Source organism: Hymenobacter taeanensis (assembly GCF_013137895.1).
Taxonomy (GTDB): Bacteria; Bacteroidota; Bacteroidia; order Cytophagales; family Hymenobacteraceae; genus Hymenobacter; species Hymenobacter taeanensis.
In genome coordinates this window covers 4,779,400-4,796,180 of record NZ_CP053538.1, presented here as the reverse complement: position 1 = coordinate 4,796,180, position 16,781 = coordinate 4,779,400, and the positions used below count along the sequence as shown (strand labels likewise).

At 50.3% G+C, this 16,781-nt stretch carries 17 protein-coding genes; 14 read left to right on the top strand and 3 right to left on the bottom strand.

The features are described 5' to 3' along the window. Nucleotides 1-13: 13 nt before the first annotated feature. The 3 genes from HMJ29_RS20025 (at nucleotide 14) to HMJ29_RS20015 (ending at nucleotide 2,974) form a co-directional block, all read left to right on the top strand. On the top strand, nucleotides 14-997 hold the full coding sequence (locus tag HMJ29_RS20025; RefSeq protein WP_171593156.1) for an ABC transporter ATP-binding protein: 984 nt from the start codon (nucleotides 14-16) through the stop codon (nucleotides 995-997). Nucleotides 998-1,132: 135 nt separating this feature from the next. Then, nucleotides 1,133-2,563 (top strand): PAS domain-containing sensor histidine kinase, encoded by a 1,431-nt coding sequence (locus HMJ29_RS20020; RefSeq protein ID WP_171593155.1) that lies wholly within the window; start codon nucleotides 1,133-1,135, stop codon nucleotides 2,561-2,563. 12 nt (nucleotides 2,564-2,575) lie between these two features. Further along, a complete protein-coding gene (locus HMJ29_RS20015) occupies nucleotides 2,576-2,974 on the top strand; it encodes a response regulator (RefSeq protein ID WP_171593154.1) in 399 nt (132 codons plus the stop codon). A gap of 116 nt (nucleotides 2,975-3,090) precedes the next feature. On the opposite strand, the gene HMJ29_RS20010 is transcribed toward HMJ29_RS20015, so the two are convergent. Continuing rightward, nucleotides 3,091-3,420: an STAS domain-containing protein gene (locus HMJ29_RS20010; protein ID WP_171593153.1), complete on the bottom strand. Its 330-nt coding sequence runs from the start codon at nucleotides 3,418-3,420 to the stop codon at nucleotides 3,091-3,093. 577 nt (nucleotides 3,421-3,997) lie between these two features. On the opposite strand from HMJ29_RS20010, the gene HMJ29_RS20005 reads away from it, so the two are divergent. The 10 genes from HMJ29_RS20005 (at nucleotide 3,998) to HMJ29_RS19960 (ending at nucleotide 13,400) form a co-directional block, all read left to right on the top strand. Beyond that, entirely contained in the window at nucleotides 3,998-4,267 is a 270-nt protein-coding gene (locus HMJ29_RS20005; protein WP_171593152.1) for a hypothetical protein, read from the top strand. 119 nt (nucleotides 4,268-4,386) lie between these two features. Continuing rightward, a complete protein-coding gene (locus HMJ29_RS20000; protein WP_171593151.1) occupies nucleotides 4,387-4,668 on the top strand; it encodes a hypothetical protein in 282 nt (93 codons plus the stop codon). 205 nt (nucleotides 4,669-4,873) lie between these two features. After that, on the top strand, nucleotides 4,874-5,686 hold the full coding sequence (locus HMJ29_RS19995; RefSeq protein WP_171593150.1) for an alpha/beta fold hydrolase: 813 nt from the start codon (nucleotides 4,874-4,876) through the stop codon (nucleotides 5,684-5,686). Beyond that, on the top strand, nucleotides 5,683-6,882 hold the full coding sequence (locus HMJ29_RS19990; protein ID WP_171593149.1) for a PAS domain-containing sensor histidine kinase: 1,200 nt from the start codon (nucleotides 5,683-5,685) through the stop codon (nucleotides 6,880-6,882). The genes HMJ29_RS19995 and HMJ29_RS19990 overlap by 4 nt, the downstream gene beginning before the upstream one ends. Before the next feature lie 133 nt (nucleotides 6,883-7,015). Next, nucleotides 7,016-7,318 (top strand): hypothetical protein, encoded by a 303-nt coding sequence (locus HMJ29_RS19985; protein ID WP_171593148.1) that lies wholly within the window; start codon nucleotides 7,016-7,018, stop codon nucleotides 7,316-7,318. Between the two features lie 254 nt (nucleotides 7,319-7,572). After that, a complete protein-coding gene (locus tag HMJ29_RS19980; protein ID WP_171593147.1) occupies nucleotides 7,573-8,103 on the top strand; it encodes a YfiT family bacillithiol transferase in 531 nt (176 codons plus the stop codon). A 278-nt stretch (nucleotides 8,104-8,381) separates the two neighbouring features. Next, nucleotides 8,382-9,239 carry an ABC transporter permease gene (locus tag HMJ29_RS19975; RefSeq protein ID WP_171593146.1) on the top strand — a complete coding sequence of 286 codons (858 nt, stop codon included), beginning with the start codon at nucleotides 8,382-8,384 and terminating at the stop codon, nucleotides 9,237-9,239. Between the two features lie 5 nt (nucleotides 9,240-9,244). Next, nucleotides 9,245-10,531 (top strand): ABC transporter ATP-binding protein, encoded by a 1,287-nt coding sequence (locus HMJ29_RS19970; protein ID WP_171593145.1) that lies wholly within the window; start codon nucleotides 9,245-9,247, stop codon nucleotides 10,529-10,531. 9 nt (nucleotides 10,532-10,540) lie between these two features. Next, a complete protein-coding gene (locus HMJ29_RS19965; RefSeq protein WP_171593144.1) occupies nucleotides 10,541-11,815 on the top strand; it encodes a glycosyltransferase family 2 protein in 1,275 nt (424 codons plus the stop codon). Between the two features lie 10 nt (nucleotides 11,816-11,825). Continuing rightward, the gene (locus tag HMJ29_RS19960) at nucleotides 11,826-13,400 is read left to right on the top strand and encodes a glycosyltransferase (RefSeq protein WP_171593143.1); all 1,575 of its coding nucleotides are present in this window, start codon (nucleotides 11,826-11,828) and stop codon (nucleotides 13,398-13,400) included. 14 nt (nucleotides 13,401-13,414) lie between these two features. On the opposite strand, the gene HMJ29_RS19955 is transcribed toward HMJ29_RS19960, so the two are convergent. Next, a complete protein-coding gene (locus HMJ29_RS19955; RefSeq protein WP_216634078.1) occupies nucleotides 13,415-14,317 on the bottom strand; it encodes a glycosyltransferase family 2 protein in 903 nt (300 codons plus the stop codon). 120 nt (nucleotides 14,318-14,437) lie between these two features. Continuing rightward, complete coding sequence (locus HMJ29_RS19950; RefSeq protein ID WP_171593142.1) at nucleotides 14,438-15,343, bottom strand: glycosyltransferase; 906 nt, start codon at nucleotides 15,341-15,343, stop codon at nucleotides 14,438-14,440. 484 nt (nucleotides 15,344-15,827) lie between these two features. Here HMJ29_RS19950 and HMJ29_RS19945 point away from each other — a divergent pair, with 484 nt between their 5' ends. Next, nucleotides 15,828-16,775, top strand: coding sequence for a hypothetical protein (locus HMJ29_RS19945; protein WP_171593141.1), 948 nt, complete (start codon nucleotides 15,828-15,830; stop codon nucleotides 16,773-16,775). Nucleotides 16,776-16,781 lie beyond the last annotated feature (6 nt).

The window sequence follows — 16,781 nt, the reverse complement described above, 5'->3', positions numbered from 1 at the left end:
GTTTTCGAGGACTATGAGTTTTTTAGAGGTTACGGGTGTCAGCCTGCAGGAAAGAGGAAACGACGCACTGCAAAACATCAGCTTTACCCAGCAGCAGTTTCAGAAGCTGGCTATTGCCGGCGAAACCGGGGCCGGCAAGAGTACCCTGCTGCAGGTAGTAGCCGGGTTGGTTCGGCCTGATGCGGGCCAAGTCTTCTTCGAGGGGGAACTCATGAAAGACCCCGCTGAGAAGCTTATTCCGGGAAACCCTGGCATTGCCTACCTCTCGCAGCAGTATGAGCTGCCCAAGTTTTTGCGGGTAGAACAGGTGCTGCGCTACGCCAACAAGCAAAGCCAGCAAGACGCCGACACGCTCTATGAGGTCTGCCGCATCAGCCACTTAGCCCAGCGCCAAACCAACCAGCTCTCGGGCGGAGAGCGGCAGCGCATTGCCCTGGCCCGCCTGCTGCTGGCTGCCCCCAAGCTGCTGCTGCTTGATGAGCCCTTCTCCAACCTCGATATTGCGCACAAGAACATCCTCAAAACAATCATTCAAGAAGTAGGGGAGCGGCTAGGCATTACCTGCATCCTTATCTCTCACGACCCCCACGATACGCTTTCATGGGCCGACGAACTGCTAATAATGCAGCGTGGTGAAATCATTCAGCGTGGCACCCCCGAGCAGATTTACCGCCAGCCCGTGAGCGAATACGCCGCCGCGCTGTTCGGCGACTACAATCTGCTGGAGGGCCCGCTGGTAGCGGCTTTTGCCAAGCAGGCAGGCATTCGGAAGCAAAACAGGAAGATGCTGGTACGCCCCGAGAACTTTACCCTGGCACCCGCGGGCAGCCCCGGCCTAACGGGTACGGTAATCGGCGTCCGGTTTTTTGGGAGCTACTCAGAGGTAGAGGTTGCCTTGCGGGGCGGGTCAATTCGGCTAAAGACGGCCGCCACTCCGGTAGCAGCCCAAGCGGAAGTGGTAGTTGCACTGGCCCCTGAAAGTATCTGGTACGTGTAACTGGCCTGCCCCACGGCCACGCGCCGAATTGGAGTAGCTGTGCAGATTGTATAAACCCAAGTAAAAATTTAATCCTGTGTGCATCTGCCAAGCGTGTATTGGCGTAACTACAAAAAATATAGCTCTATTTTTTGTATGCAAGACGGTAATCAGCACGTGGAAAGCGACCTACGCTTTCGGTCCTTGTTTGATAATAACCCAGACGCCGTTCTTTTTCAAAATATAAAAAGCACCATTCTGGATGCCAACCCAGCCTCTTTGCAGCTGCTCAACCGAACAAAGGAGGAAATACTCAATCGGCCCATATCCGACTTTTTACCCGCCGATAAGGCAGCGCTGTTTCAGGAGAAACTGGAAGAAGCCTTCACGGGCCGAAAAGTGCAGTTTGAGGTTGAGGTGCAGTTTTATGGAACTCCGGAACCACGAGTGCTTGACATCATTAAGGTGCCTTTGTGGGAAGAGGGGCGGGTAGCAGGCGTGCACATGGTAGGCCGCGACGTTACTAATATAGTGGCCTCACAAGCCTTGGTGCAGCAGCAAGCCAGGAAGCTCAACACCATTTTTGAGAGTATCACGGATGCCTTCTTCCTGCTGGACAAGCAATGGAACTTCACTTCAGTTAATACCGAAGTAGAACGGCTACTGGGCGTGAGCCGGCAGGAGCTGCTTGGGCATAGCATTTGGCGGGTGTTTGGGAGTGGGGTCTTAAACCATTTTTTTCAGCAGTACCAGCAGGCCATGGCCTCGGGAGAGGCCGTGCACTTTGAGGCTTTTTTTGAACCCCGGAAGCTGTGGCTGGATGTGAAGGCCTTCCCCTCTGAAGAAGGCCTGTCAGTGTACTTCTCCGATGTTACCGACAAGGTGAAGGCACATGAGGAGCTGTATCGTCAAAACAAAGACCTGCAACAGTTTGGCTACATCGTGTCGCATAACCTGCGGGCACCCCTCACTAACATGCTCGGGATAGTAGATCTGCTCACGTCGCTGGATAAACAGGCGCCTCAGTATGACGAGCTACTCTCGCACCTGCGCCGAAGCACCGAGCAGCTCGACTCCGTGATGCGCGATATGAACACCATCCTGACCATTCGCGACAAGCAGGAGGTAGCCGCGTCGGAGCAGGTGCCCCTGGCCGAAGTGCTTGACCAAGTGCTGCAAAACCTGCATGAGATGTTGCAGCATTGCAGCGCCGAGGTAAGGATAAACGTGCCCGCTGACCTGCGTGTGCGCGGTAATCGGGCGTACCTCTACAGCATCTTTTTCAACCTGCTGTCAAACTCCGTCAAGTACCGTTCCCCTAACAGGCCTTTGCAGGTCAGAATTAGCGCCAGTAAGAGCCCGTCGGGCCCCGGGGTGCAGATTGTGGTGGAAGATAATGGTATTGGGTTTGACCTGGAAAAAGCAGGCAATGATGTGTTTAAGCTCTACAAACGCTTTCATAGTGAGCCGGCGGGGAGAGGCTTGGGCCTCTACCTGGTGAAAAATCACGTAGACGCCATGGGTGGCCGCATTGAGGCGCAAAGTGAAGTGAACGTAGGTACCCGATTCAAGCTGTATTTATCCTGACGCACTAACTCTATGCATATCGTTCTGATTGATGATGACTCAACCAGTATCTTTCTTATGCGGTTGCTATTACAGCGCGAGGAATTTGCTGAAACCATTACGGCTTTTCAGTCGCCGGAAGAAGCCCTGGGCTTTTTGCAAACTGCCGCCCCAGACCAAATTCCGCAGGTAATACTGCTTGACCTGAATATGCCGGTCATGAGCGGGTGGGATGTACTTGATGCCCTAAAAGTTGAGGGCAGTGAGCAACTCAGTCATTGTTGCATTTACATCCTCACGTCGTCGTTGGCGCAGGCCGATAGGCTGCGGGCGGAGGAAAACCCGCTGGTAATGCGCCTGATTCATAAACCGCTAGACAAGTCGGAGCTAGCCGTAATTAAAGCCGAGGCTAATGGGCAGTATAGAAATTGAACCCAGCCCATCCTGCTTCCGGACAAACGAAACCGCCACGCTGCAGGCAGCGTGGCGGTTGTAGAGTGAGCTGTGATATAAACGGGCGCTCTGCCGCGTGAGCTTCTGTATGGTGCCTAGGCCAGTTTTGGCGAGGCTCTGAATATGTGCGTGAGCTTGAGCAGAGCCAGGCAGTGCAGCAAGGCAGGATCTGCGTTACGGAGCCAGATATTGGCACCGGCCTTGTGCAACACCAGCAGCTCCGAAATAACATGACTAACGCCCAGGGTGCGCAAACACTTCAGATGGCTGCAGTCGATGATGAGTTGGGGATGAGTCTGCGTGGCGTCGCGCGCTAATGCTCGGGCTACCTGTGTGGCTTCCACCACATCCAGGTTAATGGACTTGGGCGTGAAGCCAGAAGTGAGAGAGGTATCTGATACTACGTGTTGGTGCAGGAATGGCATAGGCGTAGGAGCAAGGGAGTGTGGAACAGAAGGGAGATATCGAAAGCAAACCAAGTGGGGCTTTTCTGGGAAGGCAGTCACACAACATAAATCTACTCACTACGCTGCAGCTTATGAAGGGTCTAAATACTGATTTTCAACTACGTACTTGTCCCTGAATGCAGTCGGAAATTCCGGCCAGTGCTCCCGCGCAGTACATCCAGCCAGCACAGGTCAGCCGTCTTTTATGGCCTCATCCAAGCCGGACAACCATGCTATAGAACTGCGGTGCACGGGAAGAATAAGTCCTCTATGGCTTATCACCTCGGGGCAACAAGCAGATTACGGCCGGGCTCAACGGTTTCGTGCTAAAGCTCGTACCTTTAAAGCAGGAGCCAGGCATGCGTTGTAGGGGTGCCCCACAAACCGGCCATACCCGCGGGTCTACAACACCCATACTTCCTTACTGAGCAAGCGCCTCCTCAAAAGCTTGCCGTAGCGCCGTCTGCCACGCTACTGACTGTTAACGGTGTGAAAGGTTCTACGCGGACCAGCACACCATCCGGCGTCTCGGCTTTGCATCTCACCACCCCCTTCTATGCCATCTTATTTTCAGCCTTCTGCCGAGCTTCTGCAGGCGTGCGGCTTTGTCCGGTACAGTGCCCCTCCCGGTCAGGCACGCTATAGCCGGCCTTCTGACTGTGGGCAGGAAACCATTGTGCTCTACGCCGACGACGAAATGACGCTACTGGAAGTTGTAGATGGGCAGCTGCTCTACAGCTTCCAAGGCCGGGTAGCTTCAGAATCAGAGTGGCGTGTGTTGCTGCGGCAGGTTAACTGGGCCGCCGAAACACCCCCGGCTCCATAGGGGGAATACCCGTACCGAGCTAGGCCACCAGTTCTACCAGGGTGTTCAGGGCAATAGGCCTACCGGCTTACCAGCAAATCATCAACCGAGAATATTCTCCTCTCTCTGACAACCTTACTATGGACCAAGACCTGCAACTTAGCTTAGCCAATAATGCCAAAGAATGGCTGGCCCTTTCGCTGTCTATTTCCTCTGCCGAGAAAGTAGCTTTCAGTAAAATTCACGACGGATTCTTTACCACCTACGGGGCCCATTTTATGGCGCATGTGTACCGAACGACGTTTGAGCAGGCACTACAGAGTATGCCAGAGTCGGAGCGGAGCAAGCTGCTGTTAGCCTTCCAGGCAGCAATGGACCAGTCTATCGATGAGCATTACTCCAATCGCAACCTTAAGGAGTAAACTCAGGTCACTTGCCCGTCTATCGTTAAAAAAGTCTGGCATTGTATCAGGCCTTGTTAACTTGTTCTGGATCATGAGGAAGTGCCATGTTAGCCAACGTAGCTCTCCTAAGTGCCAGAGCTATCTTAGCAACGGCTTCGCGCGCTTCTCAAGGCAAGACTTCACAACGCTGATCTTGCTGTGAGTCGACTATACTCATACGCATATGGATATTCTTAAACGAAGCAACGTCACAGTTTCCGGAACAGGCAAGCAGGCTATGGTATTTGTACATGGCTTTGGCTGCAATAAGGGTATGTGGCGGCTCGTGGCTCCGGCCTTTGAGGCGCATTACCAGGTGGTGCTGCTAGATCTGGTAGGTGCCGGTCATTCCGACGCGTCTGCGTATAATCTGGCGCATTACAGCACCCTGGCCGCGCACTCCGATGATGTGCTGACCATTATGGACGCGCTGAACCTGCACGATGCTATTCTGGTAGGCCACTCGGTAGGGTGTATGATTGGGGTATTGGCCGCCATTAAAGAACCCGCCCGGTTTGCTAAGCTGGTGCTGGTGGCACCTTCTCCGCGCTACATCAATGATGAGGGCTACACCGGAGGCTTCGAGCCCGCCGATATTGAGGAGCTGCTCGAAACCATGGATAACAATTACCTGGGCTGGTCAGGAGCTATTACCCCCGTAATAATGGGCAACCCCACCCGGCCTGAGCTTACCGAGGAGCTAAACCAAAGCTTCTGCAGCACCGACCCCGTAGTGGCGCGTCATTTTGCCCGCGTAACGTTTCTTTCTGATAACCGCGCCGATTTGCCGCTTCTACATAAGCCCACTCTGCTGCTGCAGTGCGCCTACGACATGATTGCCCCCCTGGCCGTGGGTAGCTACATGCACCAGCACATGCCCAACAGCACGCTGGTGGTGCTGGAAGTATCTGGCCACTGCCCCCACCTAAGCGCACCAGTAGCCACTACGGCAGCCATCAAGCAATTTTTAGGCGAGGTTCCCGCCAAAGCTGTATGAGTGGCCCGGAGAAAAGGGCCCTGCCCGCACTGGATCTGCGCCTGACCCAGGAAAACCTGGAAGACTTGTACGAGTACGCTCCGTGTGGTTATTGCTCCTGCCTACCCGATGGTACGCTGGTGAAGCTTAACCAAACCCTGCTTAGCTGGCTGGGCTACACCCGTGAGGAACTGGTGGCCAATCAGTGCCTGCAGCACCTGCTGGTTATGGGTGGGCGCCTGCATTATGAAACCCATTGTGCCCCGCTGCTGCTGCTGCAAAACCACGTGCGGGAAATCAGCTACACCCTCCGCCGTAAAGATGGCTCTACGCTGCCCGTGCTCATGAATGCCGTGCTGCTGCGCGACACCGATGGCCAGCCCCTGGTGGTGCGCGTAACCCTGTTTGATATCACGGAGCGCCGTAAGTATGAGCAGGAGTTGATCAGGGCCAAGGCGCAGGCAGAGGAAAGGCGGGAACAGTTGGCGCGCGCCAATGAGCAGCTCACGCTCCAGAACGGGCAGCTCACGCGCATCAATGCCGAGCTCGACAGCTTTGTGTATACCGCCTCGCATGATCTGCGCCAGCCCATTGACAACATGGTAGGCCTGTTTGCCGAGCTGCAGCGTTCTGCCACTTTCCACGACCCCGAGGCGGCCAGTATGATGGGCATGTTTGAGGAGGCGCTGCAGCAAATTCTCAGTACTATTGCGGGCCTCACGGAGGTGGTGCAGCAGCAGCGCCAGCTAGAGCAAGTGCCCCTAGAAATGGTGGAGCTGCAGCCATTCACCGAAGAAATAATCCGGAGCCTGCAGCCCCAAATCTCCGATCAGGAGGCCACCTTCGAGCTAGATTTCAGCGCCGTGCCAACCCTGCGGCTGGCCCGGCCCAGCTTGCACAGTATGTTGTACAACTTGCTCTCGAATGCGCTCAAATACGCCCAGCCAGGGCGTAAGCCGCACGTAAGCATAAGCACCGCCCGCCAGGAGGGTTTGGCCGTGCTTAGTGTGCAGGACAACGGCCGCGGCATTGATTTAAGCCGCCATCGGAGAGAGCTTTTTCAGCTATTCCGGCGCTTCCACCCCGAGGTGGTAGGGCTAGGGATGGGCCTGTACCTGGTAAACCGATTAGTGCACCAGGCCGGAGGGCGAGTGGAAGTTGATAGCACAGTAGGCCAGGGTACAACCTTCCGGATTTATCTGCCGATGGTGGCCTAGCGTTGCGAGCGGCAACGTGGCGGCCAGCGCAAAACGTCTTTCCCTGGGCCGCGTACACTAAGCGCGTTCCTGGCCGCAGGTCTGCTCTGTTTACCGGAACGTGCTGCTTCGCATCACTATCGTCTGTTGTTGTATGAAAAAGAAATCCACTACCGTGTTGGTTGGCGGGCTAGCCGCTGCAGCGGCCGCATTTGTCTTCTGGAAGAAGAATAAAGAAGGGTATAAGGGCTTCGAAGCCCTGGAAGCCCAGCTTCATGCTCCTAAGCCGCCTCGCTCTACTACGGCTCCCGACCACAAGGAACTCCAGAAGCCCACTCCGGAGAATGGCCATGTTCATGATGTAGTAGCTACCGAGCTGCCCCGTAATGATTCGGGCAGTAACTTCAGTGTGCAGGGGGATGTACATGAGCCGGGCACCACTGAAAACAAGCCCTAAGCCAGTGCTTGTATACTCTGCGTAGGCTCACACGGCAGTAAGCAACTCGCTACGTACATGTGCCGGTCAGCAGCTAGGTTCTGGCCCACGCACAGGCCTTAAGCTAATCAATGTGGTCTGGGCCACCAGGCCACGCGTTCTTAAGCTGTGGGTAGCTGTGTGAAACACCCTTGTCAGCTCCTCGCGCCGGTTAATGCAGCGGAGAGTGCACACAGTAGAACAGGAGTTATGTGGTACGCCTTATTTTGCGCCACATGGAGACTCTTCTTTCTGACTTGCAGTACCCAATTGGTAGGCCTGTGCTGCCTACCCAACCGCTTACGCCGCAGGAGCGAGCTGCCTATATCAATCAGCTAGCGGCCTTGCCCGGGCAGCTTACGGCAGCAGCTCGCCAAGCTGGCGGCGTACGGCTGGAAAACTCTTACCGCCCCGGCGGCTGGACGGGTCGGCAGGTTATTCACCACGTGGCCGATGTGCACCTGAACTTCTACCTGAGGTATCGCCTGGCACTCACGGAAGACAACCCCACCATTCGGCCCTTCGACCTGAACGCCTCTGCTGCTCTCCCCGACAACGATGCTACCCCAGTTACCGTATCACTGGCCTTACTGGAGGCTGTGCACTCGCGCTGGGTTACGTTGCTCTGGCACCTCACCGAGGAGCAGTGGCAGCGCACGTTCCATCACCCCGCCTATCAGCAAACGTACACCCTTGATCAGGCACTGGTGCAGTACAGCTGGCATGGGCGTCATCATGTGGGTCACCTGGAGTTGCTAAGCCCGTAACTTCACCTGAAAAGTACCGAGCTAGCGGTGCTCTATACGTATAGGCCATATGGCCCCTAAATTCAGACAGCGCACACGTTTAGCTGAAATGAAATTGGCAGTAATTGTCGAATCAATCTTCTGGGTAAGAGAGGAATACTTATATTTTAATGCTCAGTTTTCTTTAGCCTCTAGTAGCCTATTTCCAAGGCAAACTATGAATTATGGGCTAAAAGCTATACCTTTTCAAGGAAAATATTGTGCGCGTAAGTTTACCTCGCGTCAAATTCATCAGCTTTATGTCTAGTAATACGAAGAGCACTTGGGATTGGGAAATTGTGCCCCAAACCACTTGGCTGGGGTCTAGTGCGTCTGAACTTTGGTCGTACCGCCACTTAGTGGCAGGGCTTGTACGCCGCGACTTTCTACTGAGCTACCAGCAAACAGTATTAGGCCCGCTCTGGATGCTGTTTCAGCCAGTAATGACACTGGTAACTTACGTACTTGTGTTTGGAAAGCTGGTAGGAATTTCTACCGATGGAATTCCTCCTACACTTTTTTATCTCACAGGCATTGTACTCTGGAATTTATTCAATGAGTCTTTCCTGAATACCTCATCTATTTTTCGAGATAATATTCACATTTTCAGTAAAGTGTATTTCCCGCGAATGGTAGTACCCTTGGCTCAAATGATGAGTCAACTTATCCGGTTCTTTATTCAATTATTTCTATTGCTCCTGATAACAACCTATTATATTCTCTTTACTTCATGGCAGGCTCCTGGTCTTTTGCAACTTATTATCATTCCACTAATTGTTGTATTAGTTGCTTGTTTGAGCCTGGGGTTGGGCATGATAGTGTCAGTACTTACCGGTAAGTACCGCGACTTGAGTTATATTATTGGGTTAGGTATTCGCTTGCTTATGTTCCTGACTCCGGTTGTGTACCCTATTAATTACGTTGATGTAAAATGGCGCTGGATAGTTCAACTCAATCCTCTCACTTCATTATTTGAATTGTTTCGCTTGTTGGTATTAGGGAAAGGGTTAGTCACGCCTGGGCAACTCTTATATAGCGTTGCGTTTATCAGCATTGTGTTCGTTGCAGGGTTGTTGGTTTTCAACAAGCAAGGCGACAAACTCGTTGATGTAATTTAAAGAGTATGTCAGATGTAGTAATAAAAGCAGAGGGCCTATCGAAAGTTTATCGACTGGGCACTACAGGCACTGGTTCTTTACGCCAGGATTTGCAACATTGGTGGACGACATCCATTTTAAAAAAGGAAGATCCTTTTTTTCAAGCGCCCAGCGCAGACAATCATCGTTACGGTCAGAATCAATTATTCCGGGCGCTCCATGATGTGAACTTTGAAATAAAGCAGGGTGAAGTGTGGGGGGTTATCGGTAGCAATGGCTCCGGCAAATCCACCCTGCTTAAAATCATTTCCCGCATTGTGCGCCCCACTAGCGGTACGGTACGGGGCAAGGGAACAATTAGTAGCCTGTTGGAAGTAGGTACCGGCTTCAATCCTGAGTTAACTGGTCGAGAAAACGTGTACCTGAGTGGTTTCATCCTGGGGATGAACAAACATGAAATACGGCAGAAGTTCGACGAAATTGTAGCGTTTTCAGGGTTAGAGCGGTTTCTTGATACGCCTGTAAAGCGTTACTCATCAGGTATGTATGTGCGGTTGGCTTTTGCTGTTGCCGCACATCTAGAGCCAGATATACTCATTCTGGATGAAGTGCTAGCTGTCGGCGACGCTGAGTTTCAGAAAAAATGCCTTGGTAAAATTCGGGAAGTGTCGCACACAGATGGGCGCACCGTGATTTTTGTGAGTCACAACATGCAGGCTGTAGCCAATCTGTGTCAACAAGCCCTATGGTTAAACCAGGGGTTAGTACAAGAACAGGGCGAAGTGAGCAGAATTGTAAATAAGTTTTTGCTGGCAACGCAGCAAAATGTTACAAAGCAGTATTGGGGAGATACCCCTGCCAAGGCACCAGGTAATGAGTTTGTGCGGTTTCAGTCAGTAGAGTTAATACCGCACTTCTTTACTGAAAATATGCCCCTGGATGTTCGGGTGCCATTAACTGTGCGCTTTCAAATGAGGAACTTAGTAGATAAAGCGCTACTCAATGTTCACCTGGGCTTATATAATAGTAATGGTGACTGCGTGCTCACAATTCCCTCTGCAGCTACTGTATACAGGGAAGGCATATTAGCCGGAGAGTGTACAATTCCGGGTAACCTGCTTAACGATGGCGCCTACTGTATTTCTTTGTTTGTGCTTGCTGGCACTGCTCCGGTTTTTGACTTAGATAGCTGCTTAACCTTTGAGTTAGAAGATTATCGGGGCGATGAGTCTGGCTGGAAGGGGAAATGGTGGGGGACAGTACGGCCACTCATTCCTTTTCCTGTTGCTTTACAAGAACCTGTACTACATTAATTCACCCATATGTCGTCATACCCTCCGTATGTCATCACGCATATTCATCTAGATAAAGAGCCGCAACTTCCTGCCCTGACGTATCAGGGCCAAGGCAACTATGTTGTGTTCTGGTGGAAGAATGTAGCGCTAGGCCACTCCTTTATAGAGCCTAATCAAGTAGTTAGCTCAGCGCAGTGGCCGAACGTGATATTGAAAGCTATTGAGCCAGCAGTAGCGCGTTATGCTGCTAAAGCTGGTGTTGATACTGCTCAGTGGCAGGTATGGGTAACGCAGGAGGAGGTTAGCCGCTGGAGTGAATGGCTGGGTACGCTGTTAAAGCCATGGGCCCCTGACACTATACAGCCACAAGTTCCTGTTTCTGTAATTATCTGTACCCGCAATCGAGCAGCATCGTTGCAGTTATGTATAGAGGCATTAAACCGTATGACCTGCCAACCAGCAGAAATTATAGTGGTTGACAATGCGCCTCCTGATGATAGCACCAAAAAAGTTGCGGAGTCCTTCGCCAACGTCCGGTATGTTATGGAGCCTTCAGTAGGCCTGTCATATGCCCGAAACGCGGGTGTTAGGAACTCCACGTCAGACATTGTGGCCTTCACCGACGACGACGTGCTGGTGCATCCGGAATGGGTATACCGGGTCTGGGAAACCTTTCTGGATAAGTCAGTATTCGCCATGACCGGATTAATCATTGCGGCTGAGTTAGATACAGAAGCACAGCAGATATTTGAGAAACACTGGAGCTTCAATAGGGGCTACCAGGATATTGCTTACGATCAAGCCTACTTTAAGCGAGTGGAGTCGGCAGGGCCACCCGTGTGGGAGATTGGGGCTGGTGCCAACACTGCCTTCCGTAAAGAAGTATTTAATAGGGTAGGCCTGTTTGATGAGCGCTTAGGGCCTGGGGCAGCCGGCTGCAACGATGATTCCGAGATGTGGTTTCGCGTTCTGGTGGGCGGCTGTACAATTCAATACAATCCTCGAGCAGTAGTATACCATACGCATCGTCGGGAGGTGAAGGATCTGAAAAGGCAGATATTCACTTATATGAGTGGTTTCACTACGGCCGCACTCATTCAGCAGAAGCATCATCCACGGGCTGGGTACGCCAAGCAATTGTACTGGCACATACCAAAATATTACGGCTCTCTGCTTAGAGCCGGATTTCCGCGCTTTACCTTCCGTAATCGCACACTATGGGCAGAGCTGAAAGGTATCGTTAATGGCCTGAAATATTATTACGAGCATCGTAACCAGCCCTCCCAATCACATAATCAGTAGCCTTCATACTATGATTCGGCCGGTAGTATCAATTATTATTACGTGCTACAATTATGGCCATTTCTTAGCGGAGGCTATTGAGAGTGCACTCCAACAAACCTATCAGTACAAAGAAGTTGTACTGGTAGATGATGGCTCAACGGATAACACCCGCGAAGTAGCGCTGCGTTACCCCGGCGTAAAGTACATCTACCAGCATAATCAGGGCCTTTCGGCTGCACGTAACACCGGAATACGTAGTAGTAAAGGACAGTACCTGGTGTTCCTGGATGCTGATGACTGGCTTCTGCCTAATGCGTTGAGCATAGGTGTGCCTTATTTAAGACACCATCCGCAGGCCGCCTTTGTAGCGGGCTCTCATAAGCGCGTGTATACGGATGGGCAGAAAGAGGAGGATAAACCGTTATCCTATGCTCCTAACCCCTACTATCGGTTATTATCGTTGGGAAATTATATCGGTATGATTTCCGCAGTGATGTTTACGAGGTGGGCTCTCTCAGCCTTTCACTTTGATACTTCTTTGCGCAACTGCGAGGACTATGACTTATATCTAAACCTAACCCGACGGTATCCTATCGTACAGCATCAGCATTCAATAGCGGCCTATCGAATTCATAGAGCTTCTATGTCAGCTGATATAGACAAGATGCTCATTGGAGTGCAAAAGGTTCTTGACCGGCAGCGTACGAACCTGAGAAGTCCGTTGGAGATTGAGGGCTACTCACGCGGTATGCACTGCTGGATTACCTATTATGAAGGCAGGTCTGATTATAAGCTGGAAGCCGGCCCCTTACCGGATTATCAGCAGACTATACAGTTTTTTGAGCGTTTCGCCCCGCAAGCAGTCCAAGCATATGCAGTACGCCATGAGCATACCAAGGTAGAGCGTAATTCATATACCCTAACGAAAGGCAGCTCCCGGCTTGTACAACCAGCAGTTCCGCTGGCTGCTCAAATAAGGCGAGCTATGGCCATAGCTATTAATTACTTATTGCCTTTTGAGTCCCGATTCGGCTATGACCTGCGCTGGCCGGTTGAGCGCGGATATATTGAGCAATTTCGGCAGCAAATAGTAGAGGATCTGAATGGTGTAGTGCTCGATTTACAAGATTCTACTTATAAAGATTTACCAGAGAAAAGCACGCTAACAGATGCGCTCGAATTAACAGGAGCAACAAACAATGCACAAGTATATTATAAACGCAATTTACTTACCCTAAAAGAGTTACCAGGTAATACGTTTGATTGTATTGTATTCACTCACTCCTTGCACACGGCTTATAATTTTAAAACGGTGATGCACCATTGCCGTCGTGTGTTGAAACCCGGAGGCACACTTTTTTTAACAGTCCCAGGTAAGGGCGAGTGGAATAATCCTTGGTACTGGTCGTTTACTGCCGACGAAATACGCCGGTTATTGGTCAAAATATTCTCAGAAGGATCAGTGCAACTAGAGTCACTAGGGAATGCTGATGTGGCAGTTGCGTATCTCTATGGGTTAGAGCTGACTTCAGTCGATCAGAATAAATTGAGCTATCATGATCCGGAATACCAGGTTATGCATACAATTAGAGTAACAACGTAGTAGCCCTGTAGTAATTAATACCGGATTAGTGTTTTGATGAAAATTTTTGAGAAGAGCTTTATAGTATCAGAGTTAGCATGTAGCCGTAAAGCATCGTAGGCCTGTTTGAGTGCAGCCTTACGGTTTTTGGTGGCTTTATAAAGCTTATTAGCCATTTTAGCGTAATAAATGGCATAGTTCCTACGGCACTGCTCCCGGAGCTGGGCACGCTGTTCCATGGGTAAGTACTGCTGAATTAAGTCAATTACTTTGCTGGTGTCGCGTATGCACTGGCCGCTTAGGTAGGTATTGCTAGAAATGTTGGTCCCGTGAACCCGATACATAGCTAAGGCTTTGGGAGAATGCGCTACAGGGTAATGAGCCGCAATTCGAGTCCACATTTCCCAGTCCTCACCATAGTGCACGCCGTAAAACCCGCCTAAGTTTTCATAAACTGAGCGTTTCACTACCATAGCCGGAAATTGCACGCATTGTCCCTGGGCTAAGGTCGTGACCCAGTTAGGAAGCAGTCCTGGCTCCTCTAGTAGCTTCTTTGCCGACTGAATCAGATTACCATATTCGTCGACATAGATGTAGTCGGTAAACGCTGCTCCGGCATCAGGAAAGCTTTCAAATAAACGTTCTATTTCGGCATAAAAACCTTCGGCTACAAAGTCGTCTCCGTGCAGAATATGTACTAGCTGGCCCTGCGCTCTATTGATGCAGGTTTCGAAATTGCGTAAGCTGCCTACATTCTGTTCCTGCCGAAAAAAGTGCACCCGGCCCTGACCTATTTCCTCTACCAGTGCCTGCACATCGCCATCAGTGCTATAGTCATCTACCACCTCAATCTGCATTTTATCTGCATCAGGTGCCTGCTGTAATACGTTTTCTAACGTTATCTTTAAATACCCTAAACAATTATAGCTTGGAATCATAACCGACCACAGTGGCCGCTTGGTGCCCGGCGCTAGGCGAGGAATAGTAGGGGGAGATTGTGGAGTTCTTTCCATTATATAAAGTGCGCAAGGGTAAAATGTGCTAAGCTTTAATAACCTTTAACGTCTATTGATAGCTACCTTAACTAATAGTTTTAAAATTTTTAAATAGAGGCTCAAATCCCGATGCATAAGTAATACCTGCCGGATATATACGAACGTTGACTCCTTGTCATGACGCAGGTGCCATAAATTATTAGCTTGACGGATAGCGTAATGGCTGTAAAATATTTTTGATCTTTTCAGAACGCTTGCTCTCTTATACTGCGGTAGATATTGTTGGATTTGATTCATAACGCTAGTTAAATCTATGAGATACTCACCGCGTACATGTTTATTGCCTGAGATGGAATTAGTATGATGTCGGTAATCAGCCAATATGTTGGGTGAGTATCCTATAGAATAGTTTTGCGCAATCCGAACCCACATTTCCCAATCCTCACCGTATGTCGTACCATAAAACGCTCCTAGCTTTTCGTAGGTCTCGCGCTTAACAGTTATAGAAGCATACTGTATACGATTACGCTCGCCAATGCGCAGTAGGTAATCTTCTAATATACCCGACTGGCGCATTTCAGGCGCTTGGGTGTATTTGAGTTTGCCATACTCATCAATGTATCCAAACCTACAATATGCTGCTCCAATCTCTGGGTATTGATTGAATAGTGCTCCTATTTCCTGATAATAGCCAGGACGAATTCGATCATCGCCATGTAACAAGTGAATCAACTGGCCTTGTGCCCGCCTGATGCTGGTAGCAAAGTTGTGCAAGCTGCCCACGTTTTCGGACTGCCGGTAATACTTGACCCGTCCCTTTCCAATGCGGTTAACTATTTCCTCAACATCGGCATCTGAACTGGCGTCGTCAATCACCTCAATCTGCATGAGGTGTTCCGGTAACTGCTGCTGCAACACGCTGTGGAGCGTTTCAGGCAGGTAATTCGCACAGTTATAAACCGGAATCATAACCGACCATAAGGGGCGGGGGGCAGTGGTTTCCAGGGGGGCTATAACTGGGGGCGACGAAGGAATTCGGGACATAGTAGTTCGCAACAAAAAACACCAGTTGCAGTTGCGCAGGAGTAGCCGTAACGCGTACGTATTGACAGTAGGCTTTTACAGTTATATTTATTAGCAGGGGTAGGTAGCTGCTTGCCAATCGGCATCAGCACACCTCATACTTTCGCCTCGCCTTCTGGGTTATGCAAGATACCCTAAAATGTTATTGCAATAAACTGACAAGCTAGGGTCATCACAGTGCAACTGTGCTCTAGCCTACAAGCAGGTGATATACGTATTTAGTTGGAGCGGCCTAGTTATGAATGGGTAGCAGGTGTGGGCAGACTTAAGCTCTATCTTTGGGTTCCTGATAAAGCATAGCAGTCTAAACTTGTGGCTATAAGCTTAGCCAGAAGTTACAGGCTTGTATTTTGGTTACCAACCAGCCCTTATGAAGCGAGTAGTTTTACGGTTGCTGCGGTTGTACTCAGTACTAAAGAACCGGCAGGTAAGCGGCGACAACCACTATTTTATTCGCGACAATTACTTTGCCCGGCTATTGCAAACTAAGTATGTGGTGCAGGATACGCTCGTTAAGAAGCCGTATAAAGTAATTGAGTACCACGGTGAGTTTCAGCAGGAACTCTTGTTTGTGCTGCCCTTTGCCTATTGGCATCATTTGAATGGCACCCTGCTAGGCACGGCATCCTGTAAGAACACCCAGGAGCTATACTATTTCAGCCCCAACCACCAAGAAAAATTTGACGAGCGTGAGTGGGAATCTAATGACGAGAGTTATGAGATTCCGAACATGACCCACTGCAACTCCTTCGATTACCGCAAGTGGGCTGCCGTACCCCTGAAAGCTACGTACCAAAATGAGCTGTTTGTGTATGAAAAGCCAATATTGGTAATAGCTAATAAATTCAATATTGAGTGGGGAGAGCCTCCCATTAATTATTTTAGCATTGAAGTATTAGCTAAATTAATTAAGGCGCTTAATCAGAAATACACCATCCTATACAACCGCCCATCGGCTTCCAGTATTGTGTTGGATAATAGTGAGATACTGGAATTAAATGAGCACGAATGGCTGAGAACACACCATCCGGAGGTAATTTTAATGGAAGATGTATACCAAGAGTGTAAGGCTTTGGTAAATAGCTTTAATCATTTTCAGTTACTGGTGTATGCCAATGCGTCGGCTTTTATTTCAGTACATGGCGGCACAGCTACGCTGGCTAGCTATTTTGGCGGGAAGAACATTATTTTCTCAAAACGCGGAGTTGAGCACGCGCTCAATGAGTTTGCCACCATATTCCCGAAATTATCAGGAGCCGATATTTACCACGCAAAATCAGAAGAAGATATATTCAATTTTATTGCGCACCACTACTAGCTGCGT

Excerpts from the sequence above, each read along its gene's own strand:
- HMJ29_RS20015 (WP_171593154.1), top strand. The coding sequence starts at position 2,576 with ATGCATATCGTTCTGATTGATGATGACTCAACCAGTATCTTTCTTATG.
- HMJ29_RS19985 (WP_171593148.1), top strand. The coding sequence starts at position 7,016 with ATGAAAAAGAAATCCACTACCGTGTTGGTTGGCGGGCTAGCCGCTGCA.
- HMJ29_RS19970 (WP_171593145.1), top strand. The coding sequence starts at position 9,245 with ATGTCAGATGTAGTAATAAAAGCAGAGGGCCTATCGAAAGTTTATCGA.
- HMJ29_RS20025 (WP_171593156.1), top strand. The coding sequence starts at position 14 with ATGAGTTTTTTAGAGGTTACGGGTGTCAGCCTGCAGGAAAGAGGAAAC.
- HMJ29_RS19945 (WP_171593141.1), top strand. The coding sequence starts at position 15,828 with ATGAAGCGAGTAGTTTTACGGTTGCTGCGGTTGTACTCAGTACTAAAG.
- HMJ29_RS19995 (WP_171593150.1), top strand. The coding sequence starts at position 4,874 with ATGGATATTCTTAAACGAAGCAACGTCACAGTTTCCGGAACAGGCAAG.
- HMJ29_RS20010 (WP_171593153.1), bottom strand. The coding sequence starts at position 3,420 with ATGCCATTCCTGCACCAACACGTAGTATCAGATACCTCTCTCACTTCT.
- HMJ29_RS20020 (WP_171593155.1), top strand. The coding sequence starts at position 1,133 with ATGCAAGACGGTAATCAGCACGTGGAAAGCGACCTACGCTTTCGGTCC.
- HMJ29_RS19960 (WP_171593143.1), top strand. The coding sequence starts at position 11,826 with ATGATTCGGCCGGTAGTATCAATTATTATTACGTGCTACAATTATGGC.
- HMJ29_RS19975 (WP_171593146.1), top strand. The coding sequence starts at position 8,382 with ATGTCTAGTAATACGAAGAGCACTTGGGATTGGGAAATTGTGCCCCAA.
- HMJ29_RS20000 (WP_171593151.1), top strand. The coding sequence starts at position 4,387 with ATGGACCAAGACCTGCAACTTAGCTTAGCCAATAATGCCAAAGAATGG.
- HMJ29_RS19955 (WP_216634078.1), bottom strand. The coding sequence starts at position 14,317 with ATGATTCCAAGCTATAATTGTTTAGGGTATTTAAAGATAACGTTAGAA.
- HMJ29_RS19965 (WP_171593144.1), top strand. The coding sequence starts at position 10,541 with ATGTCGTCATACCCTCCGTATGTCATCACGCATATTCATCTAGATAAA.
- HMJ29_RS19980 (WP_171593147.1), top strand. The coding sequence starts at position 7,573 with ATGGAGACTCTTCTTTCTGACTTGCAGTACCCAATTGGTAGGCCTGTG.
- HMJ29_RS20005 (WP_171593152.1), top strand. The coding sequence starts at position 3,998 with ATGCCATCTTATTTTCAGCCTTCTGCCGAGCTTCTGCAGGCGTGCGGC.
- HMJ29_RS19990 (WP_171593149.1), top strand. The coding sequence starts at position 5,683 with ATGAGTGGCCCGGAGAAAAGGGCCCTGCCCGCACTGGATCTGCGCCTG.
- HMJ29_RS19950 (WP_171593142.1), bottom strand. The coding sequence starts at position 15,343 with ATGATTCCGGTTTATAACTGTGCGAATTACCTGCCTGAAACGCTCCAC.